This window comes from Liquorilactobacillus sp., from assembly GCF_047719775.1.
Lineage (GTDB): Bacteria > Bacillota > Bacilli > Lactobacillales > Lactobacillaceae > Liquorilactobacillus.
The window spans coordinates 15,903-41,024 of sequence record NZ_JBDNTS010000013.1 but is presented as its reverse complement, the minus strand read 5'-3'; the positions used below and the strand labels follow the sequence as shown (position 1 = coordinate 41,024).

General features: G+C 37.8%; 23 protein-coding genes and 1 tRNA gene. 1 reads left to right on the top strand and 23 read right to left on the bottom strand.

Annotation, left to right across the window (positions count from 1 at the left end; translation table 11 throughout):
* Positions 1 to 5 precede the first annotated feature (5 nt).
* The 23 genes from fabZ (ABF682_RS08030) to ABF682_RS07920 all read right to left on the bottom strand — a co-directional run bounded on the left by fabZ (ABF682_RS08030) (position 6) and on the right by ABF682_RS07920 (position 23,657).
* Entirely contained in the window at positions 6 to 431 is a 426-nt protein-coding gene (gene fabZ, locus ABF682_RS08030) for a 3-hydroxyacyl-ACP dehydratase FabZ (RefSeq protein ID WP_289978139.1), read from the bottom strand.
* 2 nt (positions 432 to 433) lie between these two features.
* Positions 434 to 892 (bottom strand): acetyl-CoA carboxylase biotin carboxyl carrier protein, encoded by a 459-nt coding sequence (gene accB, locus ABF682_RS08025; protein WP_415619469.1) that lies wholly within the window; start codon positions 890 to 892, stop codon positions 434 to 436.
* Positions 893 to 894: 2 nt separating this feature from the next.
* The gene (gene fabF / locus ABF682_RS08020; RefSeq protein WP_289978136.1) at positions 895 to 2,130 is read right to left on the bottom strand and encodes a beta-ketoacyl-ACP synthase II; all 1,236 of its coding nucleotides are present in this window, start codon (positions 2,128 to 2,130) and stop codon (positions 895 to 897) included.
* 11 nt (positions 2,131 to 2,141) lie between these two features.
* Positions 2,142 to 2,873 carry a 3-oxoacyl-ACP reductase FabG gene (fabG, locus tag ABF682_RS08015; RefSeq protein ID WP_415619468.1) on the bottom strand — a complete coding sequence of 244 codons (732 nt, stop codon included), beginning with the start codon at positions 2,871 to 2,873 and terminating at the stop codon, positions 2,142 to 2,144.
* 14 nt (positions 2,874 to 2,887) lie between these two features.
* Positions 2,888 to 3,826: an ACP S-malonyltransferase gene (locus tag ABF682_RS08010; RefSeq protein WP_289978128.1), complete on the bottom strand. Its 939-nt coding sequence runs from the start codon at positions 3,824 to 3,826 to the stop codon at positions 2,888 to 2,890.
* A gap of 15 nt (positions 3,827 to 3,841) precedes the next feature.
* The gene (locus tag ABF682_RS08005) at positions 3,842 to 4,084 is read right to left on the bottom strand and encodes an acyl carrier protein (protein WP_289978125.1); all 243 of its coding nucleotides are present in this window, start codon (positions 4,082 to 4,084) and stop codon (positions 3,842 to 3,844) included.
* 22 nt (positions 4,085 to 4,106) lie between these two features.
* Positions 4,107 to 5,081 (bottom strand): beta-ketoacyl-ACP synthase III, encoded by a 975-nt coding sequence (locus tag ABF682_RS08000; protein WP_415619467.1) that lies wholly within the window; start codon positions 5,079 to 5,081, stop codon positions 4,107 to 4,109.
* Positions 5,082 to 5,102: 21 nt separating this feature from the next.
* Positions 5,103 to 5,543: a MarR family winged helix-turn-helix transcriptional regulator gene (locus tag ABF682_RS07995; RefSeq protein ID WP_289978120.1), complete on the bottom strand. Its 441-nt coding sequence runs from the start codon at positions 5,541 to 5,543 to the stop codon at positions 5,103 to 5,105.
* 75 nt (positions 5,544 to 5,618) lie between these two features.
* Positions 5,619 to 6,065: a 3-hydroxyacyl-ACP dehydratase FabZ gene (gene fabZ / locus ABF682_RS07990; RefSeq protein WP_289978118.1), complete on the bottom strand. Its 447-nt coding sequence runs from the start codon at positions 6,063 to 6,065 to the stop codon at positions 5,619 to 5,621.
* A 519-nt stretch (positions 6,066 to 6,584) separates the two neighbouring features.
* The gene (yajC, locus tag ABF682_RS07985) at positions 6,585 to 6,941 is read right to left on the bottom strand and encodes a preprotein translocase subunit YajC (protein ID WP_289978116.1); all 357 of its coding nucleotides are present in this window, start codon (positions 6,939 to 6,941) and stop codon (positions 6,585 to 6,587) included.
* An 80-nt stretch (positions 6,942 to 7,021) separates the two neighbouring features.
* Positions 7,022 to 8,167 carry a tRNA guanosine(34) transglycosylase Tgt gene (tgt, locus tag ABF682_RS07980; protein ID WP_289978114.1) on the bottom strand — a complete coding sequence of 382 codons (1,146 nt, stop codon included), beginning with the start codon at positions 8,165 to 8,167 and terminating at the stop codon, positions 7,022 to 7,024.
* Positions 8,168 to 8,196: 29 nt separating this feature from the next.
* A complete protein-coding gene (gene queA / locus ABF682_RS07975) occupies positions 8,197 to 9,240 on the bottom strand; it encodes a tRNA preQ1(34) S-adenosylmethionine ribosyltransferase-isomerase QueA (protein ID WP_289978113.1) in 1,044 nt (347 codons plus the stop codon).
* Positions 9,241 to 9,254: 14 nt separating this feature from the next.
* Positions 9,255 to 10,268 (bottom strand): Holliday junction branch migration DNA helicase RuvB, encoded by a 1,014-nt coding sequence (gene ruvB / locus ABF682_RS07970; RefSeq protein ID WP_415619466.1) that lies wholly within the window; start codon positions 10,266 to 10,268, stop codon positions 9,255 to 9,257.
* Positions 10,269 to 10,292: 24 nt separating this feature from the next.
* A complete protein-coding gene (ruvA, locus tag ABF682_RS07965; protein WP_289978109.1) occupies positions 10,293 to 10,907 on the bottom strand; it encodes a Holliday junction branch migration protein RuvA in 615 nt (204 codons plus the stop codon).
* Positions 10,908 to 10,924: 17 nt separating this feature from the next.
* Positions 10,925 to 12,892: a DNA mismatch repair endonuclease MutL gene (mutL, locus tag ABF682_RS07960; protein ID WP_415619465.1), complete on the bottom strand. Its 1,968-nt coding sequence runs from the start codon at positions 12,890 to 12,892 to the stop codon at positions 10,925 to 10,927.
* Between the two features lie 28 nt (positions 12,893 to 12,920).
* Complete coding sequence (gene mutS, locus ABF682_RS07955) at positions 12,921 to 15,545, bottom strand: DNA mismatch repair protein MutS (RefSeq protein ID WP_289978102.1); 2,625 nt, start codon at positions 15,543 to 15,545, stop codon at positions 12,921 to 12,923.
* Positions 15,546 to 15,568: 23 nt separating this feature from the next.
* Positions 15,569 to 16,366, bottom strand: a complete 798-nt coding sequence (locus ABF682_RS07950; protein ID WP_289978100.1) for a TIGR00282 family metallophosphoesterase — start codon at positions 16,364 to 16,366, stop codon at positions 15,569 to 15,571.
* Positions 16,367 to 16,769: 403 nt separating this feature from the next.
* The gene (gene rny, locus ABF682_RS07945; RefSeq protein ID WP_289978097.1) at positions 16,770 to 18,335 is read right to left on the bottom strand and encodes a ribonuclease Y; all 1,566 of its coding nucleotides are present in this window, start codon (positions 18,333 to 18,335) and stop codon (positions 16,770 to 16,772) included.
* 316 nt (positions 18,336 to 18,651) lie between these two features.
* Positions 18,652 to 20,346, bottom strand: coding sequence for an arginine--tRNA ligase (argS, locus tag ABF682_RS07940; protein ID WP_289978095.1), 1,695 nt, complete (start codon positions 20,344 to 20,346; stop codon positions 18,652 to 18,654).
* A 233-nt stretch (positions 20,347 to 20,579) separates the two neighbouring features.
* Positions 20,580 to 20,650 (bottom strand) — tRNA-Gly (locus tag ABF682_RS07935).
* Between the two features lie 43 nt (positions 20,651 to 20,693).
* The gene (locus tag ABF682_RS07930; protein WP_289978094.1) at positions 20,694 to 20,906 is read right to left on the bottom strand and encodes a DUF2187 domain-containing protein; all 213 of its coding nucleotides are present in this window, start codon (positions 20,904 to 20,906) and stop codon (positions 20,694 to 20,696) included.
* A 100-nt stretch (positions 20,907 to 21,006) separates the two neighbouring features.
* Positions 21,007 to 22,365, bottom strand: coding sequence for an MATE family efflux transporter (locus tag ABF682_RS07925; protein ID WP_289978091.1), 1,359 nt, complete (start codon positions 22,363 to 22,365; stop codon positions 21,007 to 21,009).
* A 401-nt stretch (positions 22,366 to 22,766) separates the two neighbouring features.
* The gene (locus tag ABF682_RS07920; RefSeq protein ID WP_289978090.1) at positions 22,767 to 23,657 is read right to left on the bottom strand and encodes a LysR family transcriptional regulator; all 891 of its coding nucleotides are present in this window, start codon (positions 23,655 to 23,657) and stop codon (positions 22,767 to 22,769) included.
* A 133-nt stretch (positions 23,658 to 23,790) separates the two neighbouring features.
* On the opposite strand from ABF682_RS07920, the gene ABF682_RS07915 reads away from it, so the two are divergent.
* The gene (locus ABF682_RS07915; protein ID WP_415619464.1) at positions 23,791 to 24,975 is read left to right on the top strand and encodes a PLP-dependent aminotransferase family protein; all 1,185 of its coding nucleotides are present in this window, start codon (positions 23,791 to 23,793) and stop codon (positions 24,973 to 24,975) included.
* Positions 24,976 to 25,122: the final 147 nt, after the last annotated feature.

Genomic DNA, 25,122 nt, shown 5'->3' with positions numbered 1-25,122 from the left:
TTACCTTAACCAATCATAAAAGTCAGTTCAGCTGAGCAGACCTTTTGACCGTCAACTGTTGCCAATGCTTTCCCAAGACCGACATTATTTCGAATTTTATCTAATTTCACTTCAAGAATCATTGTATCCCCAGGGCGAACCACTCTTCTGAATTTAGCATTCTTGATTCCCCCAAAATAGGCTGTTTTACCTTTAAATTCAGGCAAAGACAATAATGCAACTGCCCCAGTTTGTGCAAGAGCTTCAACGATTAATACTCCTGGCATCACGGGATTTCCTGGGAAATGTCCATTGAAAATCTCTTCATGTGCAGTAACATTGCGCCGTGCAATTGCAGATTCACCAGGAACCAGTTCATCAACACGATCAATTAAAAGCATCGGATAACGATGTGGAATAATTTTTTGAATCTCAGTAATGTCTAATGCCATCTCTAATTCTCCTCGATTCTAAAAAGTGGTTGTCCAAACTCAACAAGTTCCTCATTCTTAACAAGAACTTCCTTAACAATTCCGGTGACGTCACTCTTTATCTCCGTCATCATCTTCATTGCCTCAATAACACAAACAACATCACCTTTTTTGACTGCTGAACCGACTTTGACAAACGTTGGTTTTGAAGGTTCCGGCTGCAAATAAACACTTCCAACCATTGGTGCATCAATGGTTAGTCCAGGAGTTGGAATCGTTGGATTTGAAGATGGTTTGGAATCCTTCTGCGTTTTCTTAGACTCTCGTTGAGGATTTACATTGGTTTGCAACTGCTGAATCATCTGTCTAGATAATTCATTCTTACTTAATTTGAGTTTTAAGCCTTCTGTTTCAATCTCAAGTTCACGCATTGGTGAATCATTAAAATCTGATATTAACTTTTGTATTTCAATAAATTCCAAACTTACTCACTCCATTTTCTAAATGCCAAAACAGCATTATGACCACCAAAACCTAGTGAATTGCTGATTGCATATTTAAGTTCTGGAGCCTCTTGTTGATTTTTTGTAACGACATTAACGTGGCATTCGGGATCTTGTGTCTTCAGTCCAACATTCATTGGTAACTCACCTTTTTCAAGTGCAGCTAAAGTTATAACTGCCTCAAGTGCTCCCGCAGCCCCTAAAAGATGACCTGTCATACTTTTAGTACTACTTACCTTGACTTGGCTGTCTTCACCAAAAACTCGATTGATTGCAACAGATTCTCCTACATCATTTGCATGTGTTGCAGTTCCATGGGCATTAATATAGCCAACAGCATCCGGTGTGATGCCCGCTTCAGTAATTGCTTGCTGCATTGCTCGAGCTGCTCCTTCGCCAGTTGGATCAGGGGAAGTCATGTGAAAGGCATCGCATGTGCTCCCATAACCAACAACTTCGCCATAAACTTTAGCTCCACGTTTTTGAGCATGTTCTAGACTCTCTAAAACTAATGTTGCTGCACCTTCACCCATTACAAAACCTGAGCGATCCACATCAAAAGGAATTGAAGCACGTGTTGGATCGGTCTCCTTTGATAATGCTGTCAAAGCAGCAAAACCAGCAATCCCAATTTCATTAACCGAAGCCTCAGAACCACCTGCTAACATTACTTGCGCACGTCCCTCACGAATCTGGCGGAATGCTTCACCAATTGCATTCGTTCCAGAAGAACAAGCAGTCACGACAGCTGTACAAATATTCTTAGCCTTAAAGCGTAAAGCAATATTACCTGCCGCCATATTGACAATTGATGTTGGAACAAAAAGTGGTGATACTCTTTGCGGACCTTTTTCATTCATTTTAGTTACCTGTTCTTGGATAGTGGTCAAGCCACCGATACCAGAGCCATAGATAACGCCCATATCAAACGAATCAGTGTTCGTCTCATCAATGCCTGCTTGTTCAACTGCAGCGACAGCACTATCAACAGCATATTGAGAAAACAAATCCATTCGTTTAGAAGGCTTTTTGCCGACTCTCAGCGTAGGATCAAAATCTTTTACCTCAGCAGCAATTGTTATTCCTGTCTCTGATGCATCAAACTTAGTAATTTTGTCAAATCCAATTTTACCAGAGAAAATATTTGCAATAAATGTTTCAACATCATTTCCAACAGGTGTTACTGCACCCATTCCCGTGATTACAACTCTACTCATCAAACAACCTCCTAAATAGTCATCCCACCGTCAACTGTAATTACTTGGCCAGTTATATATTCATTTTGTGCAAGGAACACAGCCGTTTGTGCAACTTCCTGTGTTTCGCCAAAACGTCCCAATGGAATTTCTGTTAAAACCTGATCTTTTACCTTCTGATCTAAGACATCTGTCATGTCACTCATAATCATTCCAGGTGCAATTGCATTACATCTGATATGTCTAATTGCACCTTCACGAGCAATTGTCTTTGTCAAACCAATAATTGCTGCCTTGCTGGCTGCATAATTTGCTTGACCCATATTTCCATGCAGACCAACAACACTAGCCATGTTGATGATTACGCCGCTGCGCTTGCGCAACATTTTTTTGAAAAGCGGTTGTGTTAAGTTAAATGTTCCCATCAAATTAGTTTCAATAACACTGCGAAAATCTTCTTGTTTCATACCAATCAGTAATTTATCATTTGTAATTCCAGCATTATTAATCAAGACATCCAACTGTTCATTCTCCTGAAAAACTTCCTCTTGCATTCGCTTAACATCTTCTAGGTTTGAAACATCACCCAAAACAATCTGATATTCAACGCCTAGACCAGCTATCTTAGAAAGCAGTTCTGCTGGAATAGCTTTTCTTGCATTCAAAATAACTTTGCTGCCCTCTTTGGCAAAAGCCATTGCAGTTGCAGCTCCAATTCCGCGAGAGCTTCCAGTAATAAATACTGTTTTTCCTTTTAAATTCATTCTATATTAACCTCTTAATCATGATTTGCTGTAATAAATTTAGTATAGGTCGCAATATTTTCTATATTAAAACTATTAATTTGCTTATCAATTTGCTTAGTGAATTTGCATAAAGTTTTGCCTGGTCCAAGTTCTACAACTGTATCAATGCCGTCAACTGCAATCATTTTCTGCAGACATTCACCAAAATGTGTAGGTAAGATAACTTGTTGTGCAAGTACTTGTTTAATAGTATCCACAGAAAACAGTTCCCCAGTAGTATTACTGTACACTGGGATTGTCAACTTATGAAGTTCAACATTTGCTAAGCGTCTTTCCATTTGAAAGCTTGTCCTTTGAAAAAGCGGGGTATGAAACGCCCCGCTAACATTCAATGGAATGACTTTTCTTATATTCTTCTCTCTAAATAAATCAAGCGCACGCTCCACCGCTTTTTTATGTCCGCCAATCACAACTTGGCTTGGAGAATTGTAATTTGCAAACGTAACAACCTCATCGACCGTACTTGCCTGCTCACATATTTCAGCAATAACATCGTGTTCAGTCTTCATTACAGCCAGCATTGCACCCTCTGTTTCATCAGCATCAGTCTGCATATACGCCGCACGATCTCGTAAAACATTAAAACCATCTGCAACATCAAATGCACCAGACGCGATCAATGCCGAGTATTCTCCCAAGCTCAATCCAAGCATTCCATGAGCATTCAAGTTCGGCAAATCTCTTTGCAGCATGCGATATATTCCAAGGCTCATTGCCACAATTGCCGGTTGAACAAACTTGGTTTGCGCAAGTTGGTCAGCTTGATTCCTAAAAACTGTAGGTAAATCTATTCCGACGCTTGTACTGACCTCATCAATCAATGAACGAAAAAGTTCATCGCTTTGATAAAAGTCTAGTCCCATCCCGGAATATTGTGCTCCTTGACCACTAAATAAAAAGCCAATTCTCATAATCGAATCTCCAAACTATTTTGCGGCAACTTCTTTTTTGACATAATCAACAACATCTTTAATTGTTTTCACATTCTCGTCAGCTTCAAGCTTAATATCTAATTCATCTTCAAGTTCGTTCATGATTTCAAAAACATCTAAGCTATCAGCTTCAAGATCTTCTTTAATGTCAGCATTCATCTTTACATCTGCTGCATCTACATCCAACTGTTCAACTACGATACCTTGTACTTTTTCAAAAATTTCTTGTTCTGTCATTTTAATAACACTCCTATTTTATTTAGTATTTTATAATTTGTGTACCAACCGTCAAGCCGCCACCAAAACCACTTAAAGCAACGATTTGACCGCGCTTGATTTTACCTTTTTGTACTAACTCATCCAGCAGCAGCGGCACACTTGCTGCCGAAGTATTTCCATATTCAGCAATGTTCATTGGAAATTTTTCAATCGGTTGTTGCAACTTCTTAGCAATCTGTGTAACTATTCGTGAATTAGCTTGATGCATGACAAACCAATCGATTTGTTCGAGCTCTATGCCAGCCTTTGCGGCAGCATTCTGGATTGATAATGGTACCTTATGCGTTGCAAATTTATATACATCCCTGCCAGACATTGAAAAAGCTGAGATTTCATGCTTACCCATTCTAGGAAACTCTTCAATTGCATTTGTCTTTCCTGCTTCTAACTTGTCACCCAATTCACCATACGTCTTTAAATCTTTTGCTAAGATTCCAGAGTCGCTTGCGCTTTTTTCAAGTAAGATTCCTGCAGCTCCATCTCCAAACAAGACAGCACTCGTTCGATCCGACCAATTAATTACCTTCGAAAGAACCTCTCCGCCAATCAGCATTACCCTTTTGATGTCTTCTTGCAACAAGAAACCCTCAGCAACTGCCAATCCGTATACAAATCCCGAACATGCCGCGCTAACGTCAAAGGCAACCGCATTAACAGCCCCAACTTTTCCTTGAACCAATGCTGCTGTCGCAGGTGTGTAGCTATCAGGTGACATTGTTGCAACAATGATTAGGTCGATTGATTCAGGACTCCAAGAACTTCCTTGCAGCAGCTTTATTGCGACTTTACTACATATTTCTGCTGTATTTTCATTGAGACTAATATGTCTTTGCCGAATACCTGTCCGACTGCTAATCCATTCATCAGATGTATCCATAACCTTCCCTAAATCATCATTTGTAACTATTTTTGAAGGAACATAACTAGCAACTTCATTGATTCTTATTTTTTCCAACGTAACCTTTACTCCTTAACTCTATGAATGTTCTCGCAAAAAACTTTCAAGATTTCGTAGAGCTTTTTCAATTGTTTTGATTTCATCGGGTTCAACATCTTTTAGAAAGCTGTCAATCATCATTCGATGAAAAGCATCATGTGCGCGATACATCAAGCGGCCCTTTTTCGTTAACCCTAACCGAATTACTCTTCTATCATCATTACTCCGAATTCTTTTGACATAGTCCTTTTTTTCTAATCTGTCAATTGTCGAAGTTAACGTACCTGGAGTTAAATGCAGCTCCTTGGCAACTTGCGATGCAGTTTTTTGATCATACATTGTAATCACATTTATTGCATGCATGTCTTTGATTGTTAAATTCTTAAAACGGCTCTGTCGTAACTCATTTTCTTCAATCCACAATATGTCTCCATATATCCTAACTAGGGAATCATTGATCGTTTTCACTTGTTTTTTCATCCATTGTGCTTCCATTCGTTGTATATTTCATACTTTGATTATCAAAGTAAATGAGTAAAAAAACAACCCTTTTGCTTATATTTTTTCATTTCTCTCAGCTACGACAAACATTAACTCTGCTACACATGCATTTTCACCATTCACGACTGCCTTTGTTTCGACAATTCCCATGTTTTCTTTCTTCTTCGTTAAAGTAACGTGTAATTTTAAAACATCACCCGGTCTAACAACACGACGAAACTTAGCCTTATGAATTGCTCCAAGATATGCTGTTTTCCCGAAAAATTCTGGTGATTTCAAAATCAAAATTGACGCTGCTTGGGCCAAAGTTTCAATAATTAGTACCCCAGGCATAACTGGATTACCCGGAAAATGTCCACGAAAAAATGATTCGTTAATCGTAACATTTTTTGTCGCTACGATGCTTTCACCTGCAACCAATTCATCAACATAATCAATATAAATTATCGGAAAACGATTAGGTATCAAATCCATTATTTCTTGTGTATCCATGAATGCCACATTCGTCACCTCACTAAAAATAATATTTCGAACATCAAAATATTCGATGATTGAATAATATTACAATCGCTGAAAATTGTCAAACAGCAGCCTTTTCATGCAAAATATATATTTATTTTGATTAAATATATATTTTTAATAATGGGTTCAGCCTGAAACTATTTTTCCATTATTTTCCTCAATCTTCAAATTTAAGGCAATCATCTCGAATGATAAATTAACTTTTATGTTATGGTATCATAATTTTTATAATAGAAAAATGCAAACTATTTTTTTATTTGTCCTCTTCTTTCAAGCTATCTCCCTTTCAATTCTAATCCAAAATTAATAATTAAAAATAAACTTTTCTCAGATAATCAAACATCCTGAAAAAATATTCTCAGTCCCATAATGAAAAAACGAGGCCACCACAAAACAATTGTTCTGCGGCAACCCCCATATAACAAATAAGCATACTTCTTTCGTTAACATTCTGTAACCTAATCGAGTTAGACCTGGTCAGGACTGGTCAAAAGTTAATTACTTTGTTTCATCTTCAGAATTATTTTCTGTTTTTTCTATCGTCTTTGGCTTTTCAACAACTGTTGTTTCCTTGGTAGTCGCAGCTTCTCCAGCTGGAATGACACGTCCAATAGCTGTTCGGTCAAATGTCAGAAAAATGCCTTCACAATCAAGTGTCACTGTCTGATCAGCATCATTAATACTGTCAACAACACCATGTAAACGCCCAATTGTAGTTACCTGATCACCTTTTTTTAACTGGTTCATCATTTCTTTACGCTTTTGCTGTTGCTTCTTTTGTGGACGGATCATCATGAAATACATCAAAGCCATGATTGCAACAAACATTATAACTGTTGATAAAGTACTGTTCATTTTATATTCACTCCTATTAGTATTACTAAGCTTAACTTTAGCAAAGATTTGTGTTAGTTGCTAGTATTTTTGTAAAAAAATTAAAAATTGCGTGCATTTTTTTCATTAAACCCATATTCTTCAAAGAAAGCTTCCCTAAACTCTAGTAAATTGTCATCCAAAATTGCCTGGCGCACCTTCTTCATTAAGTTCAACAAGAAATAAAGATTGTGATAACTTGCTAAACGTAAGCCAAAGATTTCATCTGCTTTTATCAAATGACGAATATAGGCTCTTGTAAAATTGCGACACGTATAGCAAGCACAATTCTCATCAAGGGGCCTAAAATCGCGTGCATATACAGCATTTTTTACCACTAAGCGTCCATGTGAAGTCATACAAGTTCCATTACGTGCAATACGCGTCGGTAAGACACAGTCAAACATATCGACCCCACGGATTACCCCATCAATCAGCGCATCCGCAGATCCTACTCCCATTAGATAACGTGGCTTATTTTCTGGAAGAAGCGGTGTCGTGAAATCTAGGACATGGTTCATCTCTGCCTTGCTTTCGCCAACAGAAAGACCTCCAATTGAATAACCGGGGAAATCCAATGAAACTAATTGTCTCGCACTCAACTCACGTAACTCTTGATGCCCTCCACCTTGAACAATGCCAAACAATCCCTGACGTTCAGGATGTAAATGAGCATTTAAGCCACGTTCCGCCCAACGACTTGTCCGTTCAACCGATTTTTTAATATACTCATAGCTCTCAAAAAAAGGAGGGCACTCATCAAAACTCATCATGATATCCGATCCGAGTGCATTTTGAATATGGATTGCTTTTTCGGGAGACAAGAACAGGTTCTCCCCACTTAGATGACTCTTAAAGTGTACCCCTTGTTCAGTAATATCACGCATCTTTGCAAGTGAAAAGACTTGGAATCCACCTGAATCCGTCAAAATTCCTTTTTTCCAATTCATAAATTGGTGCAAGCCGCCTGCTTCTTCTACAATATCTTCTCCAGGTCTTAGCCAAAGATGATATGTATTAGAAAGGATTATGTTAGCCCCCATCTTATCAAGTTCCTCAGGAGCTAAGGATTTCACAGATGCTTGCGTTCCAACAGGCATGAACATCGGTGTAGGAAAGGTCCCATGAGGTGTAATGATTTCCCCTAAACGCGCCCCAGTGTGCTTTTCTTTTTTGATTAAACGATATTTTATCGCCGGTTCAGTCATTTGAATTCTCCATTTCTAAAAACAATTAATTATTTAATAAACATTGCATCTCCAAAGCTAAAGAAACGATACTTTTCATCGACAGCATGCTTATATGCATTCAAGATGTTCTCTCGCCCAGTAAATGCAGAAACAAGCATTACAAGTGTTGATTTGGGTAGATGGAAATTCGTGATGAATGCTTGAACCACTTTCCATTCGTAGCCGGGTTTAATAAAAATATCTGTCCACCCACTATCAGGCTTAATTTCTCCACCAAATTTGGAACCAATTGTCTCAAGCGTTCTGATAGAAGTCGTCCCTGTTGCAACAATCTTACCACCATTTTTACGAACATCATTCAGTACTTTTGCAGCATCTGCATTCAAACGATAGAATTCACTGTGCATTTTATGATCTTCAATATTATCAACGCTAACCGGTCTAAACGTCCCTAGGCCTACATGTAATGTCAAATAAACTAAGTGAATTCCCTTGTCTTCAATTTTTTGTAGCAATTCCTTTGTAAAGTGCAATCCAGCAGTTGGAGCCGCAGCTGAACCAACTTCTCGTGAATAAACTGTTTGATACATTTCAGGATCATCCAATTTTTCCTTAATGTAAGGCGGCAATGGCATTTCACCCAATTTGTCTAAAATCTCCATGAAAATACCAGCATACTCAAAGCGAATCATACGTCCACCATGTTCCAGTTCTTGTGTGACTACTGCACTGAGCTGCCCATCACCAAAGTTAATTCTAGTACCAACTTTTGCTCTTTTTGCAGGTTTAACCAGTGTTTCCCAGTTGTCTCCTTCTGTATTATTAAGTAATAGTACCTCCAGATGGCCTTCTGTATCCGGCTTTGTACCATAAATACGGGCAGGCATAACTCGTGAATCATTCATTACAAGTGCATCTCCAGAATTTAATTGATCAATCACATTATAGAAGATATCATCCTTATACTCACCCGATTTACTATCCAAAATCAGCATTCTAGAATGATCACGTTCTTTCAATGGAGTTTGTGCAATCAATTCTTGTGGTAAATCATAATCAAAATCCTCTGTTGTTAGATGTTTCTCTGACAAAATAGCCACCCTTTTCAATAATTATTTTTCCCTATTGCAATTCCAAGATGTTCATATGCTGCTGTTGTGACAACCCGTCCTCTCGGAGTACGCTTGATAAAACCGATTTGAAGAAGATAAGGTTCTATCATATCGATAATTGTCTCAACATCCTCTCCAACATTTGCTGCGATTGTATTTACCCCTACTGGACCACCGCCATAAAAACTAATCATCATCTTCAATATCTTACGGTCCGTGGCATCAAGCCCCTTATTATCTACACGCAACTGGTCCAATGAAGAACTAACAATTCCTTCTTCAATAACTCTCTTTTTTGCTACCTGTGCAAAATCCCGGACACGTTTTAGCAATCGATTAGCAATTCGTGGTGTCCCACGTGAACGTAATGCAATCTTCTTTGCACCTTCAGGAGTAATCTTTGAATTAAATATTCCAGCAGAACGAACAACAATCTGTGCAAGTTCCGCTTCAGAGTAATAATTCATGCGTGCAATTATCCCGAAACGATCTCTCAATGGTGCTGAGAGCAGCCCTGCACGAGTGGTTGCTCCAATCAATGTAAAAGGCGGTAATGTAAAGTGAACCGGATGTGCGGTCGGTCCTTGCCCTATCACAATATCTACAAAATAGTCTTCCATCGCTGAATACAGAACTTCTTCAACCACTCTTGGGAGTCGATGAATCTCATCAATAAATAATACATCACCAGCTTCAAGTTCATTCAAAAGTGCGACCAGATCACCGGGACGTTCGATTGCTGGGCCGCTCGTTGTTTTAATCTGTACTTGCATCTCGTTAGCAATCACCATTGCGAGTGTAGTTTTACCAAGTCCCGGAGGACCATATAAAAGCACGTGATCAAGTGCTTCCTCTCTAGCTTTAGCTGCTTCAATATACACAGCCAATTCATTTTTTAAGTTCTGCTGCCCTATATATTGTGCAAAGAAACGTGGTCGCAAAGATAATTCATTCTCATCGTCTTCAAATTGCGAATCACCCGAAACAACACGATCTTTCTCAACCATTACAAGTCCTCCTTTCTTCTAAATTTAGTTATGCATCAGCAATTTAAGTGCTGCTCGCAAATAATCGTCAGTCGAAGCAGCATCCACCTGCTTTAATTGTTTTGTTATCTTTCTAGTTTCTGTCTTAGTATACCCTAATGCATCAAGGGCTGCGAGTGCCTCAGCAAGATTATTGTTAGGGATACCTGCAACCTCTAAGTCTAAACTCTGTTGTCCCTCCAAGTTGCTTTGTTCACTAAGATCATCCAATTTTCCCTTTAAATCTAATACGATTTGTTGTGCGGTCTTCTTACCTACACCAGGAAATTTAGTCAAGTAGACAACATTTTCGCCATTAATTGCTTCAACTAACCCTAAATGATTGTCGCTGGCCAAGATAGCTAATGCACTTTTTGGACCAATTCCAGAAACATTTAATAACTTCAAAAAGAGGTTCTTCTCAGAAAGATCCCAAAAGCCATACAAGGTAATTGCGTTTTCACGCACAGCTTGATAAATATATACCCTTTTTTGTTTTTTTAAATCAACATGGTACCTGAATGGATTTGCAACATAGACTTGGAAGCCAATACCTTGAATTTCAATAACGATATAATAAGGTGTAACGTTTGTAATTGATCCAGCAAAATATTCGTACATGCTTAATATTCCCTTCTTTAATCCAGCGCACGCTGACTCTGATGCGAATCTTGAATTCGCTTAAACATATGTTCCATATCTGAATTGCTGAAGTGTACCAATACTGGCCGTCCGTGGGGACAATTAAATGGATTCTCGCAACTCTTCAATTCTTCTAACAATGCTTTCGCCTGCAAGTTATCCAAATGATGATTTGCCTTTATTGACCTTTTACAACTCATCATGATAGCCGTTTTTTCGCGATAAGTCGCAATATCAATCCTACCGTCTTTCAAGATATAATCAATTAATTCACGCAAAATTGATTCTTCCTGTCCTGCTTTAAACCAAGTGGGATGTTGATGAACAATGTAGCTATTTCTGCCAAATTCTTCAAGGTTGATTCCAATCGCCGCGAGCTTGTCAAGGCTTTGATTTATCAACAAAATATCGCTTGTAGAATAATCCAGCACAATTGGAACTAACAAACTTTGCTGGCTGGTTCCAACTTCACCAATCTTTTTGCGGTAAAATTCATATTTACAGCGTTCCTGTGCCGCATGCTGATCAACAATATATAAACCGTCATCACTTTGTGCAAAGAGATATGTCCCGTGCATCTGCCCAATATATACTAAGTCTGGAAATCTCTTTTTGTCTTTTGCCTCTGTTAATTCAATTTCTTTTACCGGAGTTTCAGCATTATTTTGACTTGCACTGCGTTCAATCCCGTACTTTTTATCCCATTCAACTAAATTAGTTGCCAAGTCAGTTTTCTTTTCAACTACAAAAACATCAGGGACAATGTCCTTACTTTCTTTCTTACCCGGTTGCACGTTCTTGCTTGTTTCCACAACCGGCTCTCCATCAATGAATTCTTCTGTTTTTTGCGAGTGTCCAGTTTTTCCATTTTTTGTTTGGTAGAATCTAGAGGACTCATTCAAATCAATCTCTAATTGTTTTAAATTAACCGTGGATTTCTCTTTTTTTTCAAGGTTCTTTAACGCATTGGGAATTAGGTTCTCTGGCGCAATTCTTTGTGCAATACTTGTTCGTATGAGTGCCCCAAGCTGTTCTTCCTTGCTAATTCTGACTTCTTGCTTTGTAGGATGAACATTGACATCAATCAAAAGTGGGTCCAAAAAAATTGCGAGGACAGCAAATGGATAGCGACCAACCATCAGCTTAGATCCATATCCTTTAATAATAGCATTTGTCAGTTGATAATTTCTAATATACCTACCATTAATCAGGATACTAATATAATTCTTAGATGCTCTCGTTAATTCAGGCAAAGATACAAACCCACTAATCTTAAAATCAAGATCTTCATTCGAAAAAGCCAGCATCTTCCTAGCATTATTAACACCATAGATTGCGCTAATTGTCTGTTGTAAGTTCCCATTACCAGCAGTCTGCAACAAAATTTTACCATTGCTTGAAAATGAAAAAGCTATATTCGTGTTGCTTACCACCAAACGATTCATGATGTCACTGATTGCAGCTAATTCAGTTTGAATACTTTTAAGATATTTCAACCTGGCAGGTGTATTAAAAAAAAGGTCAGCTACAGTGATCGTTGTTCCTTGCGAGCGTGATACCATCTTCTTTTCAAGAATCTGACCACCCTTAATCTTAATAGCTGTACCAGCAGCATCTTTAGTAGTTGTTTCCAACTCAACTTCTGCTACTGATGCAATACTTGGAAGGGCCTCTCCTCTAAAACCAAGTGTTCTGATTTTGAATAAGTCCTTTTTCGTCAAGATTTTACTAGTCGAATGCCTTTTAAAAGCGAGTTCCACATCGCTATCTACAATCCCGTCTCCATTATCAATAACTTGAATCTTAGTTAATCCGCCTTCTTCCACTAAAACATCAATCTGTGAACTGTGAGCATCAATTGCATTCTCAACTAGTTCTTTGACAACAGAAGCTGGGCGCTCAACAACCTCGCCCGCTGCAATCTGATCAGCTAATATATCTGTTAATTCATGGATTTTCCCCAAGATAGGCACCTCCAATCTAACCTTCTAGTTACTTCCTTAATTCCTTTTGCCATTCATACAATTTATTAAATGCTTCAAGTGGAGTCAGTGACATTAAGTCTGCATCTTTGATTTTATGCATAATTTTCTCTTTTTTATTTGCTAACTTCTTTTCTGGGGGACCAAATAAGGAAAGCTGTTCCTCTTCAACTATCTCCGAATCGGGTTGAACTTTTTCTTTCTGTTCTGCTCGGATAACATCTAAGCTGGTCGTTGCCTTGGGAGCATCTTTTCCATCCCTCTCGAGTGCAGTAAGAATTTCAGTGGCACGCTCTAGCAGCTCAGTTGGCATTCCTGCTAACTTTGCAACATGAATACCATATGATTTATCGGCTGGACCTGCCTGCATTTTATGCAGAAATATCAAATCACCATTTTTTTCAACTGCCCCAACATGAATGTTCTCCAATTCAGACAGTGTTGCCGCCAAGCCTGTAAGTTCATGATAATGTGTAGAAAACAGTGTCTTAGCATGGACATGATTGTGCACGTACTCAATAATTGCCTGTGCGAGTGCCATTCCGTCATAGGTTGCAGTTCCTCTACCAATCTCATCAAATAAGATAAGCGAATTTTTCGTGGCATGTGCAAGTGCCTGATTGGCTTCTTTCATCTCTACCATGAATGTCGATTGACCAGCAATCAAGTCGTCAGCTGCCCCAATTCTTGTAAAAATCTGATCAAAAAGCGGTAATTTTGCAGAACTAGCTGGTACAAAACAACCAATTTGGGCCATAACTACTGTTAACGCAAGCTGTCTCATGTAAGTGCTTTTACCCGACATATTTGGCCCAGTAATCAATAAAACACTCAAGTCCTTAGGCATTACTACATCATTAGGAACATAACTTTGTTTACCCATAACTTCCTGTACAACCGGATGCCAGCCATCCGTAACTTCAATATCATTACCATTTTCAATTAACTTTGGCATAACAAAATGCTGTCGCTCACTAACTACAGCGAAGCCCTGTACAACATCTAATGCAGCGATTGCCTTTGCAAGTCTTTGCAGACGTTTAATCTGATCTTTAATTCGTTCGCGAATATCAACAAATAGCCGATACTCCAAGTCAGTGGCCTTCCCCTGTGCACCAAGAATCAATTCTTCTTTTTCTTTCAGTTCTGGTGTAATAAATCTTTCGGCATTTGTCAGTGTTTGTTTGCGCTGATACCTCTCTTCTGGCAACTTAGCTAGGTTGGCTTTTGAGACTTCAATAAAATACCCGAAAACCCTGTTAAATCCAATCTTAAGTGTTGATATTCCAGTTGCATTCCGCTCCTCTTTTTGCATTTGTGCTAACCATTGCTTGCCATTTTTCATAGCATCAGTATAGCCATCAAGTTCGGAATTATATCCTTCTTTAATCAGACCACCATCTGTAACTGATAACGGCGGCTCATCAACAACTGCTTGCTCAATCAAATCAACTACATCTTCCACTGGGTCTAGTTCTTCAATAATTGGTGTCAATGAATTATCATTGATCGTCTCTAAGACGTATTTAATCTTAGGTACTTGTTGCAAAGACTGCTTTAACTGAATCAAATCACGCCCGTTAACACTGCCAAAAGCTACCCTGCCAGCAAGCCGTTCTAAATCATATACTTGAGTCAAATCTTCTTGCAATGCACTGCGTTCAAAATAATGATCCAGCAGTAACTTGACCATCTTGTAACGTCTTGTAATTTTATCTTTTTCCAATAATGGTCGATCAATCCATTGTTTTAATAATCTACCGCCCATCGCAGTCCTAGTCTCATCAAGCAGCCATAATAATGTTCCTGCCTTTTTTCCAGTACGGCTGTTCTCAAGTAGCTCCAGATTTCGCTTTGAATAATGATCCATTTTAAGAAAATATCTTGGTTCGTAATGAATTGCGCGTTGCAAGTGTCCTAAACTGCGCTTTTGCGTAGTACTCAAATAACTGATTAAATATCGGACCGTATCAATTTCTAGTGTATCCTTCAAATCTTGAATCGCATAATTAAATTCAGCATTTTCAGTAGTCTCATTTTGTCGTGAAATCAAAATTTTTAATGGCGCTAAATCTTCCAAAGTCGCCGTTGTTACTGTCTGATTCACAACCAGTTCCTTGGTTTGCAAACTAATTAATTCGTTAGTTACCTGTTCAAGTGAGCTTAAAGTTGCAGATTTTAGTTCACCCGTGGATAAATCAGTATATGCAAAACCATATAGCTTTCCTTCTTGATGAAGTGCAGTCAAATAATTATTTTTTTTTGCTTCATTCACTGAATTATCAATCATTGTTCCTGGTGTAACCAGCTGAATTACTTCACGTTTTACCATTCCCTGTGCAAGCTTAGGATCTTCCATCTGCTCACAAATTGCAACTTTATAACCTTGTTCAACTAAAATATCAATATAGTTCTGTGCTGCATGATGAGGAACACCACACATTGGAATTTTATCAGCAGCATTTTTGTTACGGGTGGTCAAGGTTAGTTCTAATAATTGTGAACCCTTGATTGCATCATCATAAAACATTTCATAAAAATCACCCAACCGGTAAAACAAAAAAGCATCAGAATATTGTTCCTTAATCTTTAAATATTGCTCCATCATCGGGGTATTCTTTGTTTTCTGTGGCATCCCTTAGCCTCCTTTACTCCTTTTTAATCCTCAAAAGGATGATCTGCATTAATTTGAATAGCTTGAATCTTCTTCGCAGTCCCATCATCCTTTAAATCAATTATACATCCTGATAGACTTTGTCTTCCGTCTTCATCAACTTCAAATCTTGTTGGCATTTGATTAAGGAATCTTTCAATTACATTTTCACGTCGCATTCCAATAATACCGTCGTAAGGTCCTGTCATTCCAACATCAGCCAAAAATGCCGTCCCTTGCGGTAAAACTCGTGCATCATTTGTTTGGACATGTGTATGTGTCCCAACAACGGCAGAAATCTGACCATCAAAAAACCAGGCAAAGGCCTGCTTTTCACTTGTTGTTTCAGCATGAAAATCAACAAAAATAAAATCTGTTTCTTTTTTTATTTCAGTAATTAATGCTGTTGCAACAGCAAAAGGATCGTCAGACGGGGTCATAAAAACTCTTCCCTGCATATTAATTACAGCGAGCTTTTGTTGGTTTATTTGCATTATCGTATGGCCAACACCTGGCACCTTGCCTGCAGGTAGATTAGCAGGCCGAACCATTTTTTTTGCACTGCCTATAAATTCATTTATTTCTGGATTATCCCAGACATGATTACCCATTGTAATAACATCTGCTCCTAAGCTTAGAATCTTTTTGTAGACTTTTTCATTAATTCCTCTTCCTCTTGTTGCATTTTCTGCGTTAACGATCGTTGCTTGTGGGTGAAATTTTCTTTTTAATTTAGGAAGATATTCTTCAATCATATTCTGACCAGAATTCCCCATAACATCACCAATGAACAAAATTCGCATTTTTTTCCTCTTTTCTACAAAACTCATAATCTTAATTCTAGCATTTTTCTTGAATTGTTGTGCACCTTGATGTGCTTTTTTACTAATTTTATTTGAACAATCAAAAAAGGAACTGGGTCAAAAGTTAAATTTTGATTCAGTTCCTCTACTTATTCCGTATAAACGTGTTTCATAAGTCAAAATTCTCCGTCTAACTTCGAATTACTCATAGCAAAGTACTCGCCATGTTCGTAATTTCGAGTTAGTACTCAAATTTTCCCGACTTATGCACACTCCCAATCAAAAAAGCTGCGACAGACTTGTTACAGTGTCACAGCTTCCATATTCAATCGCATTTACAAATTCTTAAACTTTTCAAAAATTTTCTTATTACAAGATAGTACAACTACAAGAAACCATTTGCTTACTTAGCGTATTCAATCGCACGAATTTCCCTGATAACAGTAACTTTAATGTGGCCAGGATATTCCATCTCTTCCTCGATTTGGTTTTTAATATCCCGTGCCAACACTGTTGATTCCAAGTCACTAACTTCATTGGGCTTAACAATCACACGTACCTCACGTCCAGCTTGAATTGCATAACTCTTCTTAACACCAGCAAAGGCATTAGTAATTTCTTCAAGCTTTTCAAGTCTGTGGATATAACTTTCAAGCGACTCACTTCGAGCACCTGGTCTAGCTGCAGAGATTGCATCTGCAGCTGCTACCAAGACAGCAATTGTATATTTAGCCTCAACATCTCCATGATGTGAAGCAATTGTATTAATAACTGTGTCACTTTCATGGTACTTCTTAGTAAGCTCAACACCAATTTGAACATGCGAACCATCAACCTCATGATCAATTGCTTTGCCAATATCATGCAGCAAACCTGCACGCTTTGCCAAATTAACATCTTCACCCAGTTCAGCTGCCAATACACCCGTGATTTTAGCCACCTCAATCGAATGGTCAAGTACATTTTGACCGTAACTGGTCCGGAACTTCAAACGTCCAATTGTTTTAATCAAGTCAGGATGAATTGAATGTAGTCCTAATTCAAAAATGGCCTCTTCACCAACATCACGAACCTTTGCATCCATTTCTTTGGTAGACTTCTCCACCATCTCTTCAATTCTGGCAGGATGAATCCGACCATCTTGAATCAGTTTTTCAAGCGTCAGCTTAGCGATTTCTCTTCTAATCGGATCAAATCCACTCAAAACAACAGCTTCTGGAGTATCATCAATAATCAAATCAATCCCTGTCAGTGTCTCTAACGTTCGAATGTTACGGCCTTCACGCCCAATAATGCGGCCTTTCATCTCGTCATTTGGTAATGAAACTACTGACACAGTTGTTTCTGAAACTGTATCCGCAGCACTTCTTTGAATAGCCTGTGCAATTAAAATTTTGGCAGTCCGATCAGCACTTGCCTTTGCTTCATCTTCGCTATCCTTAATCATAACTGCCATCTCATGACTTAATGCTTCTTTTGTTTCAGACATCACTATCTTATGAGCATCCTCATGTGATAATTCTGCAACTCTTTCTAATTCTAATGCTTGTTCATTAACCAATGAATCAGCTTTTGCTTGTTTCTTTTCAATTTCTTTTTGTTGCTGTTCCATGTGATTTTCTTTTTGAATCAGGCTTTGCTCGCGTTTTTCAAGTATTCCGTCTTTTCTATCAAGATTTTCCTCTCTTTGTAGTAACCGATTTTCTTGTTTTTGAACCTCTGATCTACGTTCCTTTAATTCACTTTCTATCTCGCCACGATAACGATGACTCTCATCCTTAGCTTCTAAAATAGCTTCTTTTTTTTGTGTCTCTGCCTCTTTTTCAGCATTCTTCAAGATCCCTTGCGCAGTTTGCGAAGCAATATCGAGTGTTTTCTCGTAACTCTTCTTATGAGCTACAATGCCCCCAGCAAATCCAATTCCAAAAGTTATAATAGCGATGGCGAGGATAATAATTGCAAAAATCAAACTTTCACCTCCACATCGTCAAAAAATGATTAAAAAATAAACAATCATTACTTTTTAGATGTATTTTAATTTATCCATACGTTTGTATTCTACGTTGTAAAACTATGTTATGTCAACATAAAACATGCTACTTTGTATAATACAAATGATTCTAGCCACCATATTAAAGCTGATTCATACACCAAAACAGAGCTGTGTCAAAAATTAAAATTTGATTCAGCCCCATTATTGTTTCTGTCTAAATACCTGAATAAGTCCATGTTTTTCTATCCAACATGGAAAGCAATTGGTTATTTTATAATTTAGAATACAACAATTACATTTCTTCAGGTGCCTGCACACCTAACAAACGCAGTGACTCATTTAACACTGTTGCAACGCTCTGCACTAGCGCAAGCCTTGAAAGCGTTTGTTTGTCTTCGACCAAAATTTTTGTATGTGCATAATACTTGTTGAACGCTTTTGCAAGATGCAAAGAATATTTGGCAACGACTGATGGTTCGTATTCTTCAGCAGCACGCTTAATTACAGCTGGGAATGCTGCAATTTTAGTAATAACTTCCCATGAATCTTCATCTTCTAATTGATATGTCAGCTCAGCAGTTAATTCAGGATTATCCGCTTTTCGTAAAATACTCATTGCTCTCGCGTGTGAATACTGAACATATGGCCCTGTTTCACCTTCAAAGCGCACAACTTCTTCCAAATCAAAATCAAAATTATTCATTCTTTCGTTCTTCAAGTCATGGAATATTACTGCACCAACTCCGACTTGATCCGCAACCTTTTCCTTATTATTCAAATTAGGATTTTTTGCTGCAATTTGTTTTTCAGCTAACTTGATTGCATCATCCAAAACCTCTTCCAGCAAGATAACTCTGCCTGCCCTAGTAGAAAGCTTCTTCCCGCCTTGAGTAATCAATCCAAACGGAATATGATGGATATCCTCTGACCAGCTCTCACCCATCTCGTTCAAGACAGCTTTTAATTGCTTAAAATGATTTGTCTGTTCATTCCCAACAACGTAGAGTGATTGTGCAAAATCATAAGTCCGCTTACGATAGATTGCAGCCGCCAAGTCTCTTGTAATGTACAGCGTTGCTCCATCTGTCTTTTTGATTAACGCAGGATTAAGATCATACTTCTCAAGATCAACAATTTGTGCTCCTTGACTTTCCTTCAACAAATGACGTTTTTCAAGCAACGAAACTACTTCATTCATCTTGTCATTGTAAAAAGCCTCTCCGTTGTATGAATCAAATTCAACACCTAATATGCCATAGATTTTCATGAATGACTTCAGCGACTCTTCTCGAAACCATTTCCACAAATGAACGGCTTCTTCATCGCCATCTTCTAATTTCTTAAACCACGCACGTGCTTCTTCATCTAATTCAGGATGAGCAACATCTTCTTGATGGAATCTTACATAATATTCAAGTAACTTATTGATTGGATCTGCCTTAACCTCTTCTTCACTGCCCCAAAGCTTATATGCCTCAATCAACTTACCAAATTGTGTACCCCAGTCGCCCAAGTGATTAATTTTAATTGGGTTATAATTAGTTTTTTGCAGTATCTTCGCAATTGAGTTGCCTATCACTGTAGAACGCAGATGCCCCATTGACATTGGCTTGGCGATATTAGGCGAAGACATATCAATCGGTACATTTCCCGCATTTCCAATATTCTGATTCCCATATTTCGTACCTTCCCCAATGACTTGCTGCAAAATATCTGCACTAAAATTACGCTTGTCTAAGAAGAAATTAACGTATGGCCCAACTGCTGCAATTTTTTGAAAATCAGTTTGATCAATCTGTGCTACAATCTCTGCTGCAATCGTCTGTGGTGCTTTATGCATAACTTTAGCCAATGGAAAAGCTGGAAAAGCAAAATCACCCAATTCTAAACTTTTGGGTTTTTCAAGTAATTGATAAACTTTGTCTTCTTGAATTTGACCATCTAAAACTTTAACTAATGCATCTGTAACTAATTTTTTGTAATCCATAACCTTCTCCTTTTTTGTGTATAAAAAAACTCCTACATTTGAAAAAATGTAAGAGACGAGATAAACCCGCGGTACCACTCTAATTGATTAGTAATCCACTCATTATTTAATTGTCTTCCTAGAAAATACGTTTCGTATTAGTTTCAATCCTTGGCTCACATCAACCCAAGGTTGCTTAAAAATTCACTAATCTACTGGTTTTCATAATTGGATTGTATGGCAACTGCTATAAAAGCGGGTGACGAGAATCGAACTCGCGACATCAGCTTGGGAAGCTGGAATTTTACCACTAAACTACACCCGCACAACAAACAGTAGTATAGCATAAAACACTTTCTATGTCAGTATTATTTTACAGCAACTTTTTTCATGTCTTTCAGTCTTACAATTACTCGATTATGAAAATCATTAACTGCTACTTCATCAGTAGCATCATGTTCCACAATCGCCACCATTGCTGAATTCTCATAAATTTTTTCTATTGCACCGATAAAATCATGACTCAATGTTCCAAACTTTTTGCATTTGACCTTTTCGCCAATTTCAAATTCTGTTTCCATGTGACCTACCTACCTTCATTCAATAATCTTTAGCATAATATCAAATTTGAATATGCAAATCAACAATTTAAACTGATTTTTCATGATGCTTTTAAAAAAATTACAATACTTGCTGATCTTTTTCATATTGTTTCTTCTTTAACATCTGCATTGCTTTAAAATAAGACACAATCAATACACAACAAGAACCTAACCACGCCAACGGATTAGCAAAGCATGCACCGACGTATCCAACTGTTGTTGCTAAGAAAATTGCAGCTAAGCACCTCATTAATAGCTCCATAATCCCAGCAATGGTCGGAATAATACTGCGTCCAAGACCTTGCAGTGTATATCGCAAAATAAATAATGTTGCTAAAAGCACATATAGACTGCTGTTAGCATTGAAATAAACTTGCGCTAACTGCAATACTCTTTCTTCTGAATTGCCCACAAATAAAACAACTAAGTCCCTCCCAAAAAAGATAACGAGGGCACCTGCAACAATGCTAAATAAACCAGAAACCAGTAAACACTGCTTTACACCCTTTATAATTCTGCCATACTTTCCAGCACCATAATTTTGGGCAGTAAAAGTGGCCATCGCGACCCCAAAAGACATCATTGGTTGAATTGCCACTTGATCAATCTTGCTTGCTGCCGTTGTAGCAGCTACAGCAGTTGTTCCTAAGCCATTTAAGGCAGATTGAATCATAATACCGCCAATTGCAATGATTGATGCTTGAAAGGCCATTGGCAATCCAATATAGAGATGCTGTCTAAAGTCTTTCATTGAGAAAGTTGTAAAATCTTTTTTCTTGACCTGTAGTAAAGGAATCTTTCTCATAATATAAATAATACATAATATCACTGAGAAAATTTGGGCAATCACCGTTGCATATCCTGCACCGTCAACTCCCATATGAAATACCAAAATAAAAATCAGTTCAAGAATAATGTTAACAACTGCTGCAACGATCAGAAAATAAAGTGGTGTCCGGCTATCCCCAAGTGCACGAATAACATTTGCCAATAGATTAAATGCCATAGAAGAGAAGATTCCTCCAAAAATAATTGAGATAAACAGCTGTGCATCAGCTTCAATTGCCTTTGGTGTCTGCATCAGATTTAAAATATCACCAATAAAATAAAGACTCAAAGAAGTTAAAATAACAGTTGCAATAGCGCTGATTATAATACTGATGGCAAAGCTTTGCCGAACTTTACGATAATTACCCGCACCAAAATATTGTGCTGTAATGATAGAAAGGCCAGCTGTCAATCCTTGAGCAAAACCAATTATTAAAAATTGGATACTTCCTGTTGCCCCAACAGCCGCCAATTGATTAACTCCAAGAGTTTGTCCAACAATCAGAGTATCCGAAATACTATATAATTGCTGAAAAAGATTGCCTACTAACAATGGAATGGTAAACATTAAAATAAGTTTAATTGGACTTCCTTCGGTTAGCTCCCTCATTAACTTACCCCCTTCAAAATTTATAATAGATATCACTTTATGAAATCATATTTTATCATGATAGCATATCGACTAGGGAGTGTGCCATAAGTCGGGAAAATTTGAGTACTAACTCGAAATTACGAACATAGTAAGCACTTTGCTATGAGTAATTCGAAGTTAGACGGAGAATTTTGACTTATGAAACACGTTTATACGGAATAAGTAGAGGAACTGAATCAAAATTTAACTTTTGCCCCCCCCTTGTAACTAACATCCTACTTGGGATAGTAGTACAAATGTCTTACGACTTCTACTTGTGTGGTTACACCATCGGGTGGCCGACTTACACCCGTTTAATCTAAAGAATATATCCTTAGATTGTTAATTCTGTAAAGCTAGTTGGTTCATTAGTAACCCAGTTAGTCGTTTTTCTCTTGTGGATACCGTTTTGTTACATATTTTTGAATCTCATTAACAAATGCTCTCGTCGAAGGCGTTTGTTTCGTTTCAAAATGAGAAATCAAGCAGATTGTACGGTAAAAATGTTCTTTAAAAGGATAGTGATTCACGTTTCCTGATAATTTTTGCAAAGCCAGCTCGGGTAAAATGCCTAGTCCTAACCCACTCTCTACCATGGCAATAATGGAGGCATCATCAATACTGTATTGAATTGAATTAACTGAAACATCATAAGTATCTAGGGCCCTTTTTGTATCACGATCGTAATCTATTTGTTGCAAAATAAAATTTTCATTTTTAATGTTTTCTTTCGTAACTACTCCCGCTTGTGGATTAAAACTTTCTGGAGCGACACAATAAATTGGATCACGATGCAACGGCAAAACTTCTAATTTTTCCTTGATTGGCAGGGCACTAAAACCGATATCAAGCGTTCCTAACCGTACTTGTTCCGCAACCTCATTAAAATTTCCTTGTGTAACTGATAACTCAATCTCTGGATACTTCTTCTTGAAACTCTGAATAATATCTGGTAACCAGTTGATACAAACACTGCTAAATGCTCCAATTCTAATTCGTCCTTGGTTTAATCCATTGATTCGTGCTGCTTCTTCTGACAACTTTGCCTCGGAATTTAAGATATCCTGAATAACGGGTAAGACCTTTTGTCCATCTGGAGTCAGCTTTACTCCTGTTCTGTTGCGAATAAATAATGCAAATCCAAGTTCCTTTTCTAGACCTGCAATCGAATGGCTGATTGCTGAAGGTGTAACATTTAATTGCGTTGCTGCAGCAAAAAAGGTTTTGCGTTTTGCAACCTCACTGAAAACTGCATAAGAAAATGTGGACATATTTAACACCTCTATATTTCAATAGTGAATTTTCTTCATCTTAAATTGAAAAAAATGAATTTTACTTAATATAAAATTAACGGTACACTTTAAATATCAACAAAACAAGTAAAATATCTGAGGAGGATTTATTATGATACCAACTTTTTCAAGCCGCATAAATCAAGAACCTACTAGCCTTGACGCATTATTCGCGTTGAGTGGCCGAGCTGACTTGATTTCATTTGCAGGTGGCTATCCAGATCCTGCTCTTTTTCCGAAAAAAGAACTTAACAATGCATTCGAGAGTAGAATAAAGAATGCATCCGCTGAAATTTTCCAATATCGTTCAGTGTTAGGATATGAACCATTACGCCAAAAAATTGCTAATTATACTAAGACAACTGGCACAAGTTGCATGCCCGAAAACATTATGCTGACACAAGGTGCACAACAAGGAATTAAACTTCTCGCAGGGCTCTTTCTCGATGATTTCGACGGCGTTGTAGTTGAAGCACCTACATATGCAGGTGGACTTGAAGCATTTAATGAACACAAACCAACTTATTATGAAATACCAATGGAAGACAACGGGATGAATATCGATGTTTTAGAGGAAACATTGGAGGACAATGATATCAAACTCATTTATACCATCCCCAATTTCCAAAACCCAACAGGCTATTGTATGTCTATCGAGAAAAGAAGACGACTTGCTGAATTAGCTTCTAAATACAATGTCATTGTTATTGAAGATGACCCTTACCGTGAACTGCGTTATGCTGGTAATTCACTTCCTTCAATTAAATCCTTTGACTTAACTGAGAATGTTGTTACTTTAGGAAGTTTTTCAAAAATTCTGTCACCTGCTCTTCGTTGTGGTTGGTTAGTTGGTGCCAAAGAAATTGTTAAGCAGCTGTCATCACTAAGATTATCTTATGACTGCCAATCTTCAAACATTTTGTTGGAAGGCATTGATGAGTATCTGGAACATAATGATCTTGCAGCACATATCTCTGAACTAAGGACTGCTTATCAACAGAAAATGGATGCAATGCTGACTGGACTTTCAGAGAATCTTCCTTCAGAATGCAGTTTTTCTAAGCCAAAGGGCGGGTTTTTCATTTGGGTGGACTTACCTGAATCACTTGATGCACGTGACTTATTAAACAAAACAAAAAAAGTTGCCTTTTTGGAAGGTTCCTCTTTATTTGCAACTTCAAAAGAAGCAAATCACCTTAGACTTAATTTTACTGGAATTACAGAGGAACAGATTAAAGAAGGCTGCATCGACCTTGGAAATACAATTAAAAGTGCTCTTTTGGCATTAGCAATCTGATTATTTGCGGCTTTATTTCAACTTAATACAACTTCTTATTTTAAATAAGTGTGGAACAGGGGGGTGGGGGGGGGTTCTTTGTAATTTGGAAACCCCGCAAGGCAGCAGATGATAAGTATTATATACTAAAAAAATAGAATATTATAA